Annotated in this window: 10 protein-coding genes and 1 pseudogene; 1 reads left to right on the top strand and 10 read right to left on the bottom strand. The window is 66.9% G+C overall.

The genetic code is table 11. The features are described 5' to 3' along the window. Window positions 1-56: 56 nt before the first annotated feature. Together U9978_RS06635 and U9978_RS06630 are read right to left on the bottom strand one after the other, a co-directional pair. Window positions 57-965 (bottom strand): hypothetical protein, encoded by a 909-nt coding sequence (locus tag U9978_RS06635; RefSeq protein WP_322760159.1) that lies wholly within the window; start codon window positions 963-965, stop codon window positions 57-59. Window positions 966-1,549: 584 nt separating this feature from the next. Further along, window positions 1,550-2,359 carry a DUF4082 domain-containing protein gene (locus U9978_RS06630; protein ID WP_322760158.1) on the bottom strand — a complete coding sequence of 270 codons (810 nt, stop codon included), beginning with the start codon at window positions 2,357-2,359 and terminating at the stop codon, window positions 1,550-1,552. A 342-nt stretch (window positions 2,360-2,701) separates the two neighbouring features. Between U9978_RS06630 and U9978_RS06625 the strand changes: the two are divergent. Then, window positions 2,702-3,826, top strand: a pseudogene (locus U9978_RS06625) (lipopolysaccharide biosynthesis protein); the annotation flags it as partial. 470 nt (window positions 3,827-4,296) lie between these two features. Here U9978_RS06625 and U9978_RS06620 read toward each other — a convergent pair. The 8 genes from U9978_RS06620 to U9978_RS06585 all read right to left on the bottom strand — a co-directional run bounded on the left by U9978_RS06620 (window position 4,297) and on the right by U9978_RS06585 (window position 16,984). Beyond that, on the bottom strand, window positions 4,297-4,947 hold the full coding sequence (locus U9978_RS06620; RefSeq protein WP_322760157.1) for an acyltransferase: 651 nt from the start codon (window positions 4,945-4,947) through the stop codon (window positions 4,297-4,299). 88 nt (window positions 4,948-5,035) lie between these two features. Continuing rightward, window positions 5,036-6,178, bottom strand: a complete 1,143-nt coding sequence (locus tag U9978_RS06615) for a DegT/DnrJ/EryC1/StrS family aminotransferase (protein WP_322760156.1) — start codon at window positions 6,176-6,178, stop codon at window positions 5,036-5,038. Then, the gene (locus tag U9978_RS06610; protein ID WP_322760155.1) at window positions 6,175-7,545 is read right to left on the bottom strand and encodes a glycosyltransferase; all 1,371 of its coding nucleotides are present in this window, start codon (window positions 7,543-7,545) and stop codon (window positions 6,175-6,177) included. The genes U9978_RS06615 and U9978_RS06610 overlap by 4 nt, the downstream gene beginning before the upstream one ends. Next, window positions 7,542-8,738: a DegT/DnrJ/EryC1/StrS family aminotransferase gene (locus tag U9978_RS06605; protein WP_322760154.1), complete on the bottom strand. Its 1,197-nt coding sequence runs from the start codon at window positions 8,736-8,738 to the stop codon at window positions 7,542-7,544. The genes U9978_RS06610 and U9978_RS06605 overlap by 4 nt, the downstream gene beginning before the upstream one ends. Beyond that, window positions 8,735-9,874 (bottom strand): glycosyltransferase, encoded by a 1,140-nt coding sequence (locus U9978_RS06600; RefSeq protein ID WP_322760153.1) that lies wholly within the window; start codon window positions 9,872-9,874, stop codon window positions 8,735-8,737. Before U9978_RS06600 ends, U9978_RS06605 begins: the two co-directional genes overlap by 4 nt. Window positions 9,875-9,951: 77 nt before the next feature. Next, a complete protein-coding gene (locus tag U9978_RS06595; protein WP_322760152.1) occupies window positions 9,952-10,968 on the bottom strand; it encodes an SDR family NAD(P)-dependent oxidoreductase in 1,017 nt (338 codons plus the stop codon). After that, complete coding sequence (locus tag U9978_RS06590) at window positions 10,965-12,011, bottom strand: Gfo/Idh/MocA family oxidoreductase (protein WP_322760151.1); 1,047 nt, start codon at window positions 12,009-12,011, stop codon at window positions 10,965-10,967. The genes U9978_RS06595 and U9978_RS06590 overlap by 4 nt, the downstream gene beginning before the upstream one ends. A gap of 89 nt (window positions 12,012-12,100) precedes the next feature. Continuing rightward, window positions 12,101-16,984, bottom strand: coding sequence for a DUF4082 domain-containing protein (locus tag U9978_RS06585; RefSeq protein ID WP_322760150.1), 4,884 nt, complete (start codon window positions 16,982-16,984; stop codon window positions 12,101-12,103). Window positions 16,985-17,468 lie beyond the last annotated feature (484 nt).

Genomic DNA, 17,468 nt, shown 5'->3' with positions numbered 1-17,468 from the left:
AACACGAGGCGACACGAACCGGGCGGTACCGAAGGGCAGACCACGCATTGGCCGGCCTACTTTTCGGAACGGCGACGCAGGCCTACCAGAACCATCGTGGTCTCACGGGTGTCCCGTGGCTGCGCGGGGCCCTGCTTCTCGTCGTCTCCCTCGTCATCCCAGTCCAGCTCCTCCAGCTCCTCCAGATCTTCGGAATCAACGTCGCTGCCGTCGTCCTCCTCCACATCATCGACGCTGCGCCCCTTGGCGGACGCCGCGGAGTCGCGCGAATCGCCCCGCGACCGGGCTGCGCCCTTCGAACTCGCGCCGCTCGGCGAGCCGGTGGTGCGCCGGCCGCGGACCGCGGCGGCCAAGGCCGCGCGCCGCCCGGTAAAGGCTCCCTCGGCGATGAAACACATCGTGACCGATAGGATGAGACCAAGCGCGACTACACCGAGTAGCGCCCGAATCTGGCTCCCGTGGAGTACATCGGGTTCGCTCGGGGAAATAAGTTGGCTGGCCCGGATCATCGCGTTCTTCGGCACGTTCTGCATGACCTGCAGCTTTTCAAGCTCGGTCCCGGCCACCTTGACCAGCACGGAGGCCGTGTTGGTCGCAGCGGCCGGTGAAGTGTCCGTTGCGGCAATCTCAAGCACTGGAGAACCATCGGCTACCAGCGCGATGGTGTAGGCCGACGTGGCGTGTGCGGCCTTGAGCTCCTGTCGAACGCTTTCGGTCCCCATGATCCGAGTAAGAACGTCCGCGGTGTTACCCAGGGGTAGGGACAGATACGGGTTTCGGCTCGCCGCCGTGCTGGTCGTACCGGCGTCCGACGTCGGCGGAAGTACCACCACCGCCGCATGGGCTTGGAATGTCGGACCGATGGTGGCGCGCACGCCGACCCCAGCCAGGCCGGTCAGAATAATCCCGACGATCAGGATATACCAGCGACGGACAAGAACCCCGATGAAATCCGAAAAATACACTCGTGCCCCTTGCCCCCCAGCGCGGGTCAGCATTGCGCCGACACCGGATCAGGTCCAAGATACACGGCCGACATCCGAGCGAGAAGGGCGTTGGAGCTTGTCGTGACGATGCACGACAAGCGACAACAACCCAACAAGATACCAAGCATCCCCCCTCGACGCCACTATTTGAGCTCAGGAAGATGAACGTCATGTGACGAGAACGAATCTTGCCGCAGGCCTGCCCCGGGCGCCCGGGATGGCGGGGCGGCGGGGTGCGCGCCGACGCGACATGCCCCCGCGCATCCCACCGACCGGCCTGATGATCAGGCCGCGCCCCACCACAACGTAGGCCGCCAGCGATAACCACCCGTTAGCGCTCCGGGGACTGCGGCCTCCGGGCACGCGATCTGACGATCGTCGCGCGCCCTTCGACCCGTCAGAGCGCCCGACAATAGAAAAGTAGATCAAGGAGCGGGGCTGAGGTGCGTAGATCGTGAGGTGCGAGGAGGAAGTCACCGGAGGTGTCGGGTGGCGACCGACGACAACAACGCGAGTTGCGTGCCCCGGCCCCGCGACGCCGCGTCCCCTATTGCCGGTCGCTCTTATGAGACCGGAGTCAAAGGAGCGGCCGTGGGCTCATCTGAGGGCTGCGACGCCGGTCGAAACAGGACATCGGTCCAGTAGTTGGAGTCGCGGTAGGTCGTCTCAGGAAAGCCGCCGCCGTAGTGATACACCCCGCTGGTCGCCCCGGCGACGCGCAACGGCCCGCTGACCGGCACGACCTGATCGAAGAACTCGGGGGTCGCCGAGTAATGGCCCGTCGGCGCGAAATACGAGGCCGTGTACGTGATGGCCGCCTGCACCGACACGGGCTTGGCCAGCATCACCACCTGCCAGCCGGTATCGCTTTCACCGGTAGCGGTGGCCATCGCCAGCCGCTCACCGGCGCCGGACCACAGACTGACCGTATGTTCACCGATGTTGTCGGGACCCTTGTAAAACCGTATTCCAAGGATGTCGCCCGGGATGTCGACACGGAACCGGAGCCCGACTTCGACCGCGGCGGGGTCCGGATCGGCCTCGGGCACGGGCTTGGCGTCGTTGTTCCAGAGGGAGATCAGTTGCGACCGCGCCTGTGGGCTCGGGCTCACCGACGGCCTCGGTCCGTCCCCGACGGAATCGGAGCAGCCAGCGGCCGCGAGCCCCACCACGCCCAGGAGCAGGACCGCTACGACCCGAGGCGCATGCCGGTGGTACCCACGGCGGCCGCCGCGTACCCCGGGAACCCGGGCCTTCCCCACCGAGGAAAATCCATGCTCGAACGTGCGTCGGCCCGCTGGCCACCACGCCCGACCGGACCCGTGCGCGGATCGACCGGCAACCCCGAGCGAAGGACGAATGAAGGTCGTCATATAGACATATCCTTTGGTCGGGACACCGATTCAAGTGATCGCCTGCTGGCGACGCGACCGATGCGCAATGAACACGCTGCATATGCCTGAGAGCAGTACCGTCGCCGACGGTGATGCATCCATCGCCTCTCGCGATTCACTCCGGAAGGGCACCCTGCACACCCGTCCCGGATGGAGCAGTGAGGCAACGCGGCGTTGTCATCGTGTTGTTTCCAGATGATGTCAACGATGACATTAACGATGACAATAACGATGATCGGCATAAATTCTAGCAGAACCAGGCTTCGATAAGCGCCACCGCATGGCCGCGACACCGACCGGCCAGTCGCAGATGGGGGAACCATGCCGCACATGCCGGCAAACGCGTCAACACCTGGGGTGCCATCCCCGCAGACCTTGGCCGATCCGGCCCAGGGACCGTCCGCCGAGAACCATGACGACAACGACCAGGAGGGCAACACCGACGGGGGCGACAACAACCAGGGCGACAACAACCAGGGCGACGGCACCGGAGCGAGGCTCGGCGGGGCCGTCCGGCGCGGCCTCGGCTTCAGCGTCCTGAACAATGCGCTCAGCCGCCTGGGCACCGTCGTCACCGGGGTCGTCCTCGCCCGACTGCTCAGCCCGTCGGACTACGGCGACTTCGCGGTCGCGCTGGTCGTCCTGAATGCGCTGTTGTCCATCAACGAGCTGGGTGTCTCCCTCGCGATCGTGCGTTGGCCGGGGAACCCACGACTGATCGCCTCGACCGTACAGACGTTGTCGACCGGCTTCAGTACCGGACTTTTCCTGCTCACCCTGGTGCTGGCACCTGCCATCGCACGTCTGCTCGGCTCAGGCGAGGCGACCGGCCTGGTCCGGCTGCTGGCAGCCAGCATGATCGTCGATGGATTGGCATCGGTTCCCGCGGCGTTGCTCACCCGCGGTTTCCAACAGGGCCGGCGAATGGTCGCCGACCTTGCCGGGCTCGTTGTCAACACGACTGCCACCCTCGGGCTGGCCGTCCTCGGGCATGGCGCCTGGAGCCTGGCCATCGGTTATCTGGCCGGTAACATCACCACCTCATTGCTGATCTTCATCTTCGCCGGAGCACAGATCCGGTTCGGCTTCGACCGGAGTCAGGTCCGCGCGTTGCTGGACTTCGGTCTTCCGCTGGCGGGCTCAAGTCTGCTGGTCTTCGGAGTGCTCAACGTCGACTATGTCGTCGTCGGCGCTGTCCTGGGACCGGTGGCGCTCGGTTTCTACATGTTGGCGTTCAACCTTTCCAGCTGGCCGGTCAACATGTTCTCCCTGGCCGTGCGCAGAGTGGCCATGCCGGCGTTCGCCCGGCTGTCGACCGATCGCCGTGCGCTCAGCGACGCGTTCGCCCGCTCGATCGCACTGCTGATGGCGGCCACGCTGCCGGTCTGCGCGATCCTCGCCGTGCTCGCCGGGCCGGTGATCCGCACCGTCTACGGATCGAAATGGGATGCCGCCGCCGACGCCCTGCGCTGGCTCGCGGTCCTCGGGGCCGCCCGCGTCGCCGCCGAACTCGCCTACGACCTGCTGGTGGGTGCCGGCCGATCCCGCGCGGTCTTCGCCGTCCAGGGGATCTGGCTGGTGGTCCTCACCCCGGCCCTGCTCATCGGCGCACACACGGCCGGCATCGGTGGTGTCGCCTTCGCCCAGGCCGCGGTGGCCGTGGCGGTCGTAGGCCCCGCCTTCATGTTCGCCATTGCGCGGGCGGACGTCCGCCCCACCGCCGCCCTGCGGTACTGCGGCCGGCCGGCCGTCGCAACCACTGCCCTTGTCCTGGTGATGACGGGCCTCGGCACGGCGGTACACGGGGACGCCGCCCGGCTGGTCCTGCTCCCCCTCGCCGGGCTCGCCGTGTGCGTCGTACTCCTGTTCCCGCTGCTGCGGCTGGCCCGATCAACACCGGAACAGCCGCAGCATTCCTATGGCACGGAAACAGCGGAGGGCATCGAGCCACCGGCAGGCGCCGAGACACCGCCAGGCGCCGAGACACCGGCTGACACCGCCTCGCACAGCCCGTCGGTGTCAGCCGCCGGCTTGTAAACCTTCGAGCAGGCCACGCAGCGCAGCTGCGAATCAAGCCGTTCCCCACAGGCACAGACCCAGCCCAGGGCCCGTCCGGGATTGCCCGCGACCAGTGCGTACGCGGGTACATCCCGGACGACGACGGCTCCGGCAGCCACGAACGCGTACTCGCCCACGATCACCCCGGCGACGATCGTGGCATTGGCCCCGATCGTCGCACCACGGCGGATCAGCGTCGGGGTGAGCGCGTCCCGGGTCTTCTTCACCTCGGCACGCGGCCGGAAGTCGTTGGTGAAGACCATGTTCGGACCCAGGAAGACATCGTCCTCCACGGTGACCAGATCCCACACGAGCACCGCGTTCTTCACCGTCACCCGGTCGCCGATCCGGGCGCCGGACTCGACGAACACGTGGTCACAGATGTTGCAGTCCGCGCCGATCACGGCACCGGGCAGCACGTGCGCGAACGCCCAGACCCGGGTTCCCGGGCCTACCTCGTCGCTCTCGCACAGGCCGTGGGAATGGACGAAAACGGCCTCCCCACTCATGAGGCGGCGTCCTCGGTCAGCCCGACACCCGCGTCCGGTGGCCCAATCGTCTGGGTCCCCCGGTGGAGGACGCCGTAGGCAAACATGATCATGACAGTGCTCTCCGCAACTCTTCGGTCACCCGCTCCTGCTGTTCGGGGGTGATGTGCGGGTACAAGGGCAGGGAAAGAATCTCCCCGGCCGCCTTTTCGGCGACGGGAAAATCACCGACACCGTAGCCGAGGCCCGCAAAGGCCGGCTGCAGGTTCAGCGGCACCGGGTAGTGGATCCCGGCTCCGACACCCTGTTCATGCAGCCGTGCCAGCACCGCGTCCCGGTCGGGAACACGAACCACGTAGAGGTGCCAGACATGGACGTTACCCGGCAGCGTCGCCGGTAGCCGGACCCGGGAGTCCGCACCCAACAGCTCGTCGTAGCGCCGGGCCGCGACAGCCCGCGCCTCGTTCCACCGGGCCAGCCTGGCCAGCTTGGCCCGCAACACCACGGCCTGCAGGGTATCGAGCCGCGAGTTGAAACCCAGCGACTCATGCACGTACTTGCGTTCGCTGCCGTGCGCGCCCAGCAGCCGCACCTTGCGCGCGAGCTCGGCATCGTCGGTCAGGACGGCACCGGCGTCGCCGGCCGCACCCAGGTTCTTGCCCGGATAGAAGCTGGTGGCCGCCAGCAGTCCCAGCCCGCCGGCAGGCCGTCCACCACGGACGGCGCCCTGTGCCTGCGCGGCATCCTCGACGACGATGGTGTCGGGGCGGCACGCGGCCGCGATCTGCTCCACCGGCGCGGCCTGCCCGTACAGATGGACTGGGATCACGGCGCGGGTACGGTCGGTCAACGCCCCACCCAGCGCGTCCGGATCCATGAGCAGATGATCGTCATCTACGTCGACGAACACCGGCCGCGCACCCGCACGGACCACGGCCTCGGCGGTAGCCACGAAGGTATTCACCGGGATGACGACCTCGTCAGTGCCGGCACTGGCACTGTTCGCAGCACTCACCACGGTGCCCGCACCGACACCGGCCGCCCGCAGCGCCAGCTCGATCGCGTCAGTGCCGTTGCCCACACCCACGCAGTACCCGACTTGGCAGAAGTCGGCATACTCGCGCTCGAATGCCGAAACGTGCTTTCCACCGACAAACGCGGTGGTCGCGAGCACTTCGTCGAACCCGGCCCGCACCTCCTCGGCGATCTCGGCCTGCGCAGCCGCCAGATCCACCAGCGGAATCGTGGTCACCGCAACGTCCCTTCGATGGGGTGAGACGGCAGCCCCGCGGAGCCTGGAGCCGCCGGATCTGACAATGGTTGACCGGACGCAGATACCACGGCCGCGGACTTCGCCGGGCCGCCCCGGGCCTGCGGGTTACCGGGCTGGACACGACGGGCGTTGAAATCGTCCAACGCCGCCTGCCCGCGGAGTTGGTCATAGTGCCGTCGTACCTCGTGGGCGAACAGGCCGGCCGCGCTGACCCCGAGTGTGCGCACGTCCGGCCGACCGGCGCCGGTTGCCAGCGTCCGGGTGTACAGCGCCTCCTGGACGCGGGCCGCCCGTTCCAACGAGAAACGTTGCGTCACCAGTTCGCGACCATAGTCACCCAGCTCACGGCGACGGTCCGCGTCGGCGAGCAACGGCCGCAGGATCGTGACCAGTCTGCGCGCACCGCTGGTCCGGTCGCCCGTACCAATGCCGTACCAGCCCTGCCAGAGAAAGGTCGCCACACTGTCGGGAGTCAACAGCTCGAAAAAGCCACCCTCGCCCTGGACCACCAGCGGCTTGGCAAAAGCTGACGCCCGCAGGGCCGACCCGCCCATGCCGATCGAGATATCGGCGAGAGCATAGGCGGGGCGTGGATCGGTGAGTTCACCGGTGAGCACGACCACCTGTCGGCCCCGGACAGCGCCGACCCGCGCGACATGCGCGGCGAGCTGGTCGCGCGCAGGGCCGTCACCGACCACCACCAGCCGAACCGGCATGTCCACCGCCAGCCGTGCCACCGCGTCGACCGCAGCCAGGAGTCCTTCCAGCTTCAGCTCGGTTGCCAACCGTGACACGACGACCACATGGAGGTCGGCCGGGTCCAGATCGAAACGCGTTCGCAGCTCGGTGAGCGCAACGTCGCTGACCGCATCCGGGGCGTTGAGACGCACGTCGACCGGTGGCTCGATGAGGTCGACCGGACCGCGCCGGGCGGCCCGTGCGGACTCGCCGATCAGCTCGGTGCCCACCACCAGAGGCATCGTCGCGGGCAGGAACGGTGCGACCGCCATGGACATCACCGTGGCGAACGCCGGTACGCCCAACCTCGTCCGCGGCCCGACGAACGCCTCCAACGCGGGCGGCCATTCATAGCCGTGTACCAGGTCGATCCGGCGCTCGCGCACCACCTGGCACAGCGCGCTCATCACCCGGGGCGACGGCCGACGCCCCGGCTTCGGCGACGCGACATAGTCAAGCTTGAGATCACCGACCGTGTCGACCAGCGGACCGGGCACCCCGAAGACGGTCACCTCATGACCGAGGTCCCGCACGGCCCCGGCGAGCTCCACCGCGTTGAGCTGGCTTCCCCCGATCTCCATCATGTGGGGATAGACCAGGATCCTCACGGTCTGCGCACACCCTGTCCGACAGCGGCATCCGCCAGGTCCGCACCAGCACCGCCCCCATCGCTACCAGCGGTGATGTCCAGCAGAGCCGCAACCACACGATCATGCTGTTGCTCGGTCATCGTGTGGAACAGCGGCAGGATGAGTGACTGCCCGGTCAGCCATTCGGTAACAGGAAGATCGTCACGGCGATGCCCACCATAGGCGGGTTCCAGATGAGAGGCCATGATTCCACGTCGGGCCGAGATGCCGCGCTCGGCGAGACGAGCGAGCAGTTCGTTGCGACTGACCGCTGACGTCGGCGGAACGACCCAGAAGCTCTGGTAGTTCGTTGTCCCGTTCGATGGGTCACCTACGGTCACCAACCCTGGGATCGCAGCAAGCAACCGCTGGTAGCGCTCGGCAAGGAAGCGGCGGCGTTCGACCATCGCGTCGAGCTTCGCCAGCTGAACCAGCCCGACCGCGGCCTGGATGTCGGTCATCCGATAGTTGAAACCGGTCTCGACGTAGCTTTCCAACACCGGCGCCCGGCTGCGGTGCCGCTCGGCCGCGCTCACGTTCATCCCGTGCTCGCGCAGCCGCCGCGCACGTGCGGCCCAGGTGGGATCGGTGGTGGTGAGCATTCCCCCCTCACCGGTGGTGAGCAGCTTGCGCGGGTGGAACGACCAGGCCGCCAGCGGTGCACCCGCGCCGACCGACCGACCGTTCATCGTCGACCCGACGGCGCAGGCCGCATCCTCGATCACCGCGACACCGCGCGGCCCGCACAACTGGGAAACCCCGTCGACATCGGCGGGTACCCCGCCCTGGTGCACGACGATCACCGCCCGGGTGCGGCCGGTGAGGACGGGAGCCACCGTGTCTGGCGTGACGTTGCCCGTCGACGCCTCGACGTCGGCGAACACCACGGTGGCACCGACATAACGGACGACATTCGCCGTGGCGATGAACGACAGGGACGGCACCACCACCTCGTCACCGGGGCCGATGTCCAACAGCACCAGCGCGAGATGCAGCGCGGTCGTGCAGGACGACACCGCGACCGCCTCGCCGCCCCCGAGACGGTCTGCGAACGCACGTTCGAATTCGGCGACCCGTGGCCCCTGCGCCACCCATCCGGACCGGACGGCGTCCGCCGCAGCCTGCGCCTCCTGCTCGCCCAGCCAGGGCGTCATCACCGGAATCGAACTCATCGGTCGACTCCCTTCAACGAGGCGAGCGCCGTGACACTCGCCAGATCACCGGCAGGCCCCGGCGGCAGACCGCACAGCTGCGCAAGCTCCGCCGTGCGGGCCGCCCAGTCATGGCGAAGGGCGAACGCTCGCCTGGCAGCCGCCAGGCCATCGGTACGGACCACATCCAGCGCCGCAGCGGTCGCCTCGGCGAACCGCGGCGGGCTCGCGCCGATACTGAGCAGATCGGTGTCCAGCCACCGGCTGGCGGGCAGATCGGTACTCACCGCTCCCCGACCCGCGGCCAGGTACTCCAGGGTCTTGAGCGGGAAACTGGCCTGGTTGAAGGCTGAGTCGGTATACGGCGTCAGCCCCACATCGATCATGCGCAGGTAGGATGGCAGGTCCGCGAACGCCTTCGGGCCCACCCACTCCACGTTGGGCCGCGACAGCAGCGCATCCAGACGCTTGATCTCGAATGTCGCCTGCCGCGGCCCGACGAGCAGGATGGAGATACCCCGATCGGCCACAGCCTCCAGGTGGGTCAGATCGATACGGTCGGAAAGGTGCCCGACAAAGCCCGCGATCGGGGATGCAAGGTGCACATCCTCCGGCAGCGGTGCGTTGTCGCAGTCCGCGAAGTGACCGGCGTCGACACCGTTGGGAACCAGCACCGGCTCGGTTCCCATGGCCCGCCACCGGTCCACCAGCACCGGGGAGACCCCCACAACGACATGCGCCTTGGCAAGCTGACGCTGCTCGGCCTGCTCCAGCCATGGTCTGGACACGCCCATCAACTCGGCACCGGCGACGAAGTCATCGGTGCCGTAGAAGACCCGGCGCGCGCCGGGCGCGACATCGAGCATGTCGGCAAGGGAGTCCACAATCACCGCGCGGACCGTCGCACCGATCCGGCGCAGGGCCCGCCGGACGGCGTCCCGGGCGGCCAGTCGCGCTGCTTCCCGCATGATCGGACGACTCACCCCGGGCGGGGTGACGGGCGTCAGCCTGATGATTCCCGGCTGGACCACGCGCAGCCGGGGACGACGCAGGGCAGCGGCGGTGTTGCGGTCCTTCAGCGGTGTCAGGTAGGAGATCGGCGGGTCAACCCACAACACCGGGATCTGGCGGGACAGATGCAGCGCAACATGCCGCATCGGAAACCAGATCCCATCCCAGGACGTACCGGAGCTGCAGACCACGAGCTCGCGCGGACGCGGAAGCGGCGAGGGGCTCATGAGGCGAGCTCCGGCCGCGCCTCGCGCCACCATTCCACCAGCTGCCCCAAGCCGTCGGCGAGGCCCACCTCGGCCTTGAAACCCAACCGGGACGCGGCTGCGGAGGTGTCCGCGAGACGACGGGCCACCGGATTCACCCGACGCGCCGGTCCGTACTCCAGGCCGAGATGACCGGCGTCCATCACCGCAGCCAGGGCCTCGGCGAGTTCGCGCAACGAGGTCTCGACGCCGGATGCGACGTTGAAGACCTCGTCGGTGATGTCCGCCTGCGCCGCTGCCAGGTTGGCTCGGGCGATATCCGAGGTGAACACGAAGTCCATGGTCTGCGTGCCGTCGCCGAGGATGAGCGGCGGCTGGCCGCCGGCGATCCGCTCCATCCACCGCACCAGGACTTCGGTGTAGACCCCGTGAACGTCCATGCGCGGCCCGTACACGTTGAAATACCGCAACGCGACGTAGTCAAGGCCGTACATGGCATGGAAGCTGCGCAGCAGACCTTCGTTGAAGACCTTCGCCGCGCCGTAGATCGTGTCGTTGTGATACGGATGATGATCTTCAGACGTGGGGAACGCCGACGCCTGGCCGTACACCGATGCCGACGACGAGGCCACCACCTTGCGCACACCGGCCGCGACCGCGGCTTCCAGGACGTCGAAGGTCCCGTCGACGAGCACCTCGAGTGCCAGCCGTGGTTCCTCGGCGCACTGGGTGATCCGGATGGCGGCGAGGTGGAACAGAACGTCGGTTCCGGGCATCAGTTCCGCCAGCAGCGCACGGTCACAGATGTCGCCGTTGACCAGGCGCACCCGCCCGGACTTCATGGCGGTCGCAAGGTTGGCCTCACGACCGCGCGTCAGGTTGTCGAGTACCACGATTTCGGCCACGCCCGCCTCGACAAGCTGATCACACACGGTCGAACCGATCGTGCCGGCGCCACCGGTGACCAGGCACCGGGTGCCGGCAAGGTCGACTGCGGCGTTGTTCACTGCGACGCCGTCCGCGGCCCCGGTCATCGGGCGACCTCCAGCAGCGGGACGCGGGCGCCGCCCGAGCGCAGGCTGCGCGACGCCGCTTCGAGCATTCCCAGGACCCGCAGGCCGGCGCGACCATCGGTCGCGGGCGGGTTCCCACTGTCGATAGCCGTCGCCCACTGGGTCATCACGGTACTCAGCGCTTCCCGCTCGGCCAACGCAGGGGCGATCATGTCGCCACTGCGATAGGAGATCATCATGTTCCGCCTGCTCTCACTTTCCAGCACGTCGGCTTCCGCGAGATCGACCCCACGGTCATAGATCGACAGACGCTGCGCGGGGTTGAGGTCGTTCCAGACAAGGGTCCGCCGCGAACCGCCGACGATCACCGTCCGAACCTTGATCGGCGAAAGCCAGTTCACATGGGTATGGGCGATCGCGCCGTTGGACAGTGCCATCGACAGGTAGCCGACACAGGCCCTGCCCGCGCCGATCGGGTCGGCACCGGTGGCCGTCACGGCCTCGGGCGTCACCCCCTCCGGCAGGATGAAGTCAAAGATCGACAAATCGTGCGGAGCGAGATCCCAGATCACGTCGACGTCGCGCTGAACAAGACCGAGGTTCACGCGTACCGAGTCGACGTACTGGATCTCGCCGAGGGCGCCGGACCGGACGAGTTCGCGGATCTTCATGACCGCCGGCGTGTAGCAGTAGGTGTGGTCGCACATGAGAACGAGACCACGGGACTCTGCGGCGTCGACCAGCTTGCGACCCTCCGCCACCGATGAGGCGAGCGGCTTTTCGACGAGCACGTGCTTGCCCGCGTCCAGTGCCCGCAGCGCAACGTCCACGTGTGTGGCGGCCGGCGTGGCGATGGCCACCGCCTGCACTTCTGGATCATCAAGAATGTCATCGAGACGGTCGGTGGCCTGGACATCGCCGTACGAACCGACAACCGCACGGGCGCGGTCGGTGTCGATGTCGCACAGCCATCTGAGCCGGAACTCCGAGCTCCCCTGGATGTTTCGGACGAGGTTGGGACCCCAGTACCCCGCACCGACGACGGCGGCGCCGATCAAGGACAACGCTTTCCCCCCCAAAAGACAGTACGGGTTTGCCGGGCACGCGAGCGCACCCGGCAAACTCCGCAGCGAATCACCCCGCGACCGCGCGGCTACGAGGTCGGATCAAACACCACATCAACCCAGTAGTTGGCGGCATTATACGTACCCGTCGGAAACACTGAGGCGACCGAGTAGGCATATACACCGTTTCCACCGGACGAACCGCTGGACGGTGCGGTGAGCGGCCCGCTCGTCAGCCCGGACGACAGGAAGTAGCCGCCATTGGCAGCGTAGTGGCCGACGGCGGTGTGGTACGAGACCACATACGTGTTACCCGCCGTGACGGCAACGGGCGTCGAGAAGTGAACCTCCTGCCATCCGGTAGTTGACTCACCGGTAAACGTTGCGGTGGCGAGTGCCGTACCGGAGCTGCTCCACAGTGTTCCCGTATGCGTACCGGTGTTCGCCAGCGACTTGTAGAAGCGGACCCCGAGGATCTGACCGTTCACCGACGGTATGAACTGCACACCCAGCTCCGCCGCGTTGGTGTCACCCGCGTCGACGGATCCCGGCACTGTCGAGTCACTCCAAAGCGAGAACGGTCCGGTCGGACTGGATGCACTCGCTGTAATGAAGGTCCAACTGGTGGACGACATTGTGTTGCCAGCAGCATCTTTGGCGCCACTGATGGTGACAGTGTACTGAGTACCCGGCGCCAGCGCGGCGGCGGGGGTGAAGGTTTCGGTCAGGGTGGCGGCGTCATAGGCAGCCGATCCGCCGACCGACCCGGCCCCGCTGGACAGGGTCATCGTGACCGTCGACGGGGTGACCGCTTCGGTGAAGGTCGCCTGCGGCGTCACGTCCACCGGCACGGACGACGCGCCACCCAGAGGTGACCGCACCGCTACCGCTGGTGGTGTAACGTCCGGTGGTGCGGTCGTGCTGAAGACCACGTCCACCCAGTAATGGGCACCGTTGTAGCTGTGGTCGGGGAATCCACCGGCGCCGTACAGATACAGGCCGTTGCCACCTGCGGTCGCAGTGTCCGGCGCATGCAGCGGCGCATTGTTGACGGTGGTGTTCAGTATGCCGCCGCTGGCCGAATAATGACCGTTCGGAGCGTGGTAGGACACGACATAGGTGGTGCCGGCGGTAACCGCGACCGCCGTAGAAAAGGTCACCTGCTGCCATCCGGACGCGGTCTCGTTCGTGAACGTGGCGGTCGCCAGCGCCGTGCCGTTATTCGTCCACAGCGTGCCGACATGGGTGCCGGTGTTGGCCGCGCTCTTGTAGAATCGCAACCCGGTCACCCAGCCACTGACATCCGCCGTGAAGCGAACCCCGAGCTCGACTCCCTGGGTATCGCCGGAATCCACGGTCGCCGGAATGGACGTCGTGTCAAAAATCGAGCACGGACACAGGCCCGAGGTTGTGAAGGACCACGATACCGGCGCCATCGTATTGCCGGTCGGGTCGCTCGCCCCCGACACGGAGACGGTGTAGACGTGACCGGCCGCCAGCGTGGTGGTCGGAGCGAGCGTTGCCGTCCTGCTCGGCAGGTCGTAGGTCACCGTCGACGCGACGAGGTTGTTGTTCTGAGCGTCGGTCAGTTTCATCACGATGCTCGACGGCGTGACGCGCTCGCTGAAGGTCGCCTTCACCAATGACGTGGCGGGGACGCTGTTCGCGCCCGCCCCCGGGCTTGCACTGGCAATCGTCGGCGGTGTCACGTCCGGTGGTAGCGACAGGACCACGTCGACCCAGTAGTTCGTGGTTGACGGCTGCGACGGGAAGGCGTGCGTGCCATAAATGTAGACGCCGTTCGACCCGTCCTCTCCGTTGGCAAGGGCATGCAGCGGAGGATTGTCGACCCCACCCGAGGCGAACTGGTTGGCCGTCGTGGAGTACCGACCGGTAGCGGTGTGGTACGAGGCAATATAGGTGGTGTTCTTGACGATACTCACGGGGGTGGCGAACGTCAGTGTCTGCCAACCGGTACTGCTCTCCCCGGTGAAGGTGCCGGTGGCCAACTGGGTACCCGTGGACGACCACAGCGTGCCGGTGTGGGTGCCGGTGTTCGCCGGCCCCTTGTAGAAACGGATACCGGTGATCTTTCCGTCCTCGTCGGAGCGGAACTTGACTCCGAGCTCGACCGCACCGGCGTCGGACTCGGAGATGTTCGCCGGAGTGGCCGCGTCGGACCAGATCCCGCACGGGCACAGACCTTCAACCAGCGGCTGCACAACGGTGGTGAAGGTCCACGTCGCCGGAGCGGCAAGCACGTTGTCGGCGATGTCACGCACCCCGCTGACCGTCGCGGTGTAGGTCGTACCGTTGGCCAGCGCCGCACTCGGAGTGAACGTCGCCGTTCTGGTCGACGCGTCGTATCCGACGCTTCCCGCCACGTTCTGCCCGCCCGCGGCAACGGTGAAGGTGATCGTCGCCGGCTGGACGGGCTCGTTGAACACCGCTGTCGGGGTCACCGTCGGGGTCACGCTGGACGACGCGGGCAGCGGCGTCTGGCTCGCCACCGTCGGTGGGGTGACGTCCGGTGGCGCGACATTGGTGAACACCGGGTCCACCCAGTAGTTGGTGGAACCGTAGGTGCTGGTCGGGAACCCGGTGCTACCCGCGCGGTACACACCGTTCGCGGCGGTTGCGGAGTCCTTGGTCGCGTGCAGCGGCACCGCGTCGGCCGCGTTCACCTCGAAGAAGCCCGCGTCCGCCGCGTAGTGCCCGGCGGGCGCCCAGTAGGACGCGACATACGCGGTGTTCTTGGTGATCTGTACCGGCTGTGCGAAGGTGACCTGCTGCCAGCCGGACGCGCTCTCGCCGGTAAAGGTGGCGGTCGCCAGCTGGGTGCCGGTGGCCGACCACAGCGTGCCGATGTGCGTACCGGTATTGCCGCTGCCCTTGTAGAACCGGACTCCGGTGACCCAGCCGTCGACGTCGGCGGTGAAACGGACGCCGAGTTCCAGTGCGCTGGTGTCGGTGACCGCCGGGGTCTTCGGGGTCACGGCGGAACCGAAGATCACACATGAGCAGTTGACAGTGACCGAAACGGTCACCGGCGCGGAGATGTTGCCGCTGTCATCGGCTGCACGGGCTTTGACCGCGACCGCGCCGAGCCCGTGGACCGTCCCGGTGTAGCTCCAGCTACCGCGACCGGTCGCCGGGTGCCAGCTGGCACCACCGTCGATGGAGACCTCGACCCCGCCGACGGCGCCGGCCGTGTCAGCGGCGGTGCCGGTCACGGTCAGTTGACTGCCGTTGGTGACGGTCGCTCCGGCGCTCGGCGAGGTGATGCTGACCGACGGTGGCGTGTGGTCGGTGGACGCGGTAGCCGCGACCAGCCCGGCCATCAGCGTCGCCGGCTGCGCGCCCATATCCGCCAGCAGGTTCACGGTGGCCTGCTGCATGCTGGTGTTGACGGCCGTCGTCGTGCCGTCGTGGACGCCGTCCAGGCCCCAGGGGAACTGGATCGTGCCCGCGCCGAACACGAGCGCGCCGCTCGCGGCGCGATAGAGCGTCAGGTGGTGCGTGGTCGTACCCGCCGCGACTGTGGTCCCGTAGTCCTGCAGGTACTGGCTGACAGCACCGGTGGTCGTCGACAGCTGCACCAGACCAGCCGGGCGGGAACCGTTGTCGAGATCCTCATCGGACTCGTACCCGATCGAGTGCTGGGACAGAGCCGCGGACGCACCAGGCGCCAGGCTGGCGATGGATGTGTTGCGCCAGAAGCGCATCTTGCCGTCGGCGGCCGGGACCGTGATGGTGAGGTCGCTGTTGTTGGCCATGTAGGCGGTGCCGGTCAACGCGTTCTCCGGCCGGCCACCGTCGGCCGGCGGGCTCTTACGTGGGTCACGCCAGGTACCGGTCCATACCGGCGGGTCCTGGGGGTCCACCACGTCGAGATAGGTCTCCTTGTAGGTGACCATCGTCCGGTACGGGGTGCTGGCCCCGTCCGCGCTCGGCTCCCAGCGCGTCTTCCAGTAGACCTCGTTGCCGCTGAAGAACGCCAGGTTCACACCGGCATCGCGGGCCGCCTCGACGTTCGCCCGCTGCGGGCCTGACCAGTACTCGTCATGACCGACCGACAGAAACGTCTTGTGGTTGGTCAGCAGGCTGCCGTACCGATCGGTGTCGACACCGCTGGCGTAGGAGACGTCGTAGCCGTTCCGCTCAAGAAAACGGATCATCGGATACTCGTTGGCGAAGACGAAGTCGCGTCCGTCCGGCACGTCACCACGGGTCGTGAACGGACGGTTGTAGCTGACCTTGTAGGCGCGTCCGATCGGTCCCGGGTAGAGACTCGCTCCGCCGAAGGCGTTGTATGCCTGCCAGGTGGTGTCAGACGTCTGGTACAGCACGTCCGAGTGGCTTGTGTCATTTCTTACCACGAAAACGATGTGATTGTCCGCGTTGGTATCGATACGGGTCAATTTGGCCACATAAACGCCGGAGACCGCGCTACCGGGCACCGCCCAGGATGCCGATTCCGCCCAATTGCCACAGTCGGTGAGGTTGGTGGCGGTATAGAAGAAGCAGGCGGGCTGGCTCTGTACGCCGGTGTGGTTGACGGTGGCCATCTTCCTGGCTCCGTCGCCCCCGTACCAGCCAAGACGATAAACGTCAATCCGATAGGCACTGGCACTTGTTTTGATCTTGAAATGCACTGTGCTGCCGGCGTTGACGCTGATGTCGGTGCTGAATCCTTGAATGGTGTCGTCACCGGTGCCGGTGGTGTCCCACTCCGACTGCGGTGAACCGGTCTTGGTGTTCTCGCATGCGATCGGATTGACGACCGGAGGACCGCACGGGTCGGCCGCGTGAGCGCGGGAGGCGAGCGGTACAGAGAGAGCCATCAGCATCGCGACCGCTACCGACAGGACGATCAGTCGTGAGCTGACTGGCGAGACGAGCTGACGGTACCCCTCGCCCCTTCGCACGATCAGTAACGGGGACAACGGATTTTCACGGCTTGAAATGCGCACCTGCCGGACTCCTACCTGCGGAGACGCCCCCGGAAGAACGTCATCGAATCGCGCACTGCCCTCCAGGATGACGAAGCCCGATATTCGGTGATGTATCGGCATGGCATGCTCGACCCTCAGCCCCGCGGACGCAGCCCGGCTGCCGCGGTCTCACCGCGCCACCGCGCCGACCTCCGGACGGGACAGCCCCCTCCTGGACGCCGGGCCACCCCCCTACCGGAGCCCGACCATGAGAAATTACCCTATATAGCCCTGCATATCCAGCCCGAGCCCACATGTTGTGGCGGTAATCAGAAAATCAGCCCATTGTCCGCACACAGCCGGACATCCGAACAACACCGGATCATAAACTTGTCAAGACTTCAACCATAATATTGTGGCGAACATGGATAGTTGGTTCTTCGGCTCGGCCGGAGGGGGAAGAGCCTTTGTACTCAACGCTGCGTGACGGTCCACTGCCCCACACGCCGGACACCGCGCCCGG

Source organism: Protofrankia sp. Cr2 (assembly GCF_963555885.1).
Lineage (GTDB): Bacteria > Actinomycetota > Actinomycetes > Frankiales > Frankiaceae > Protofrankia.
The sequence above is the reverse complement of the archived record's forward strand: the minus strand, read 5'-3'. Positions and strand labels throughout refer to the sequence as shown.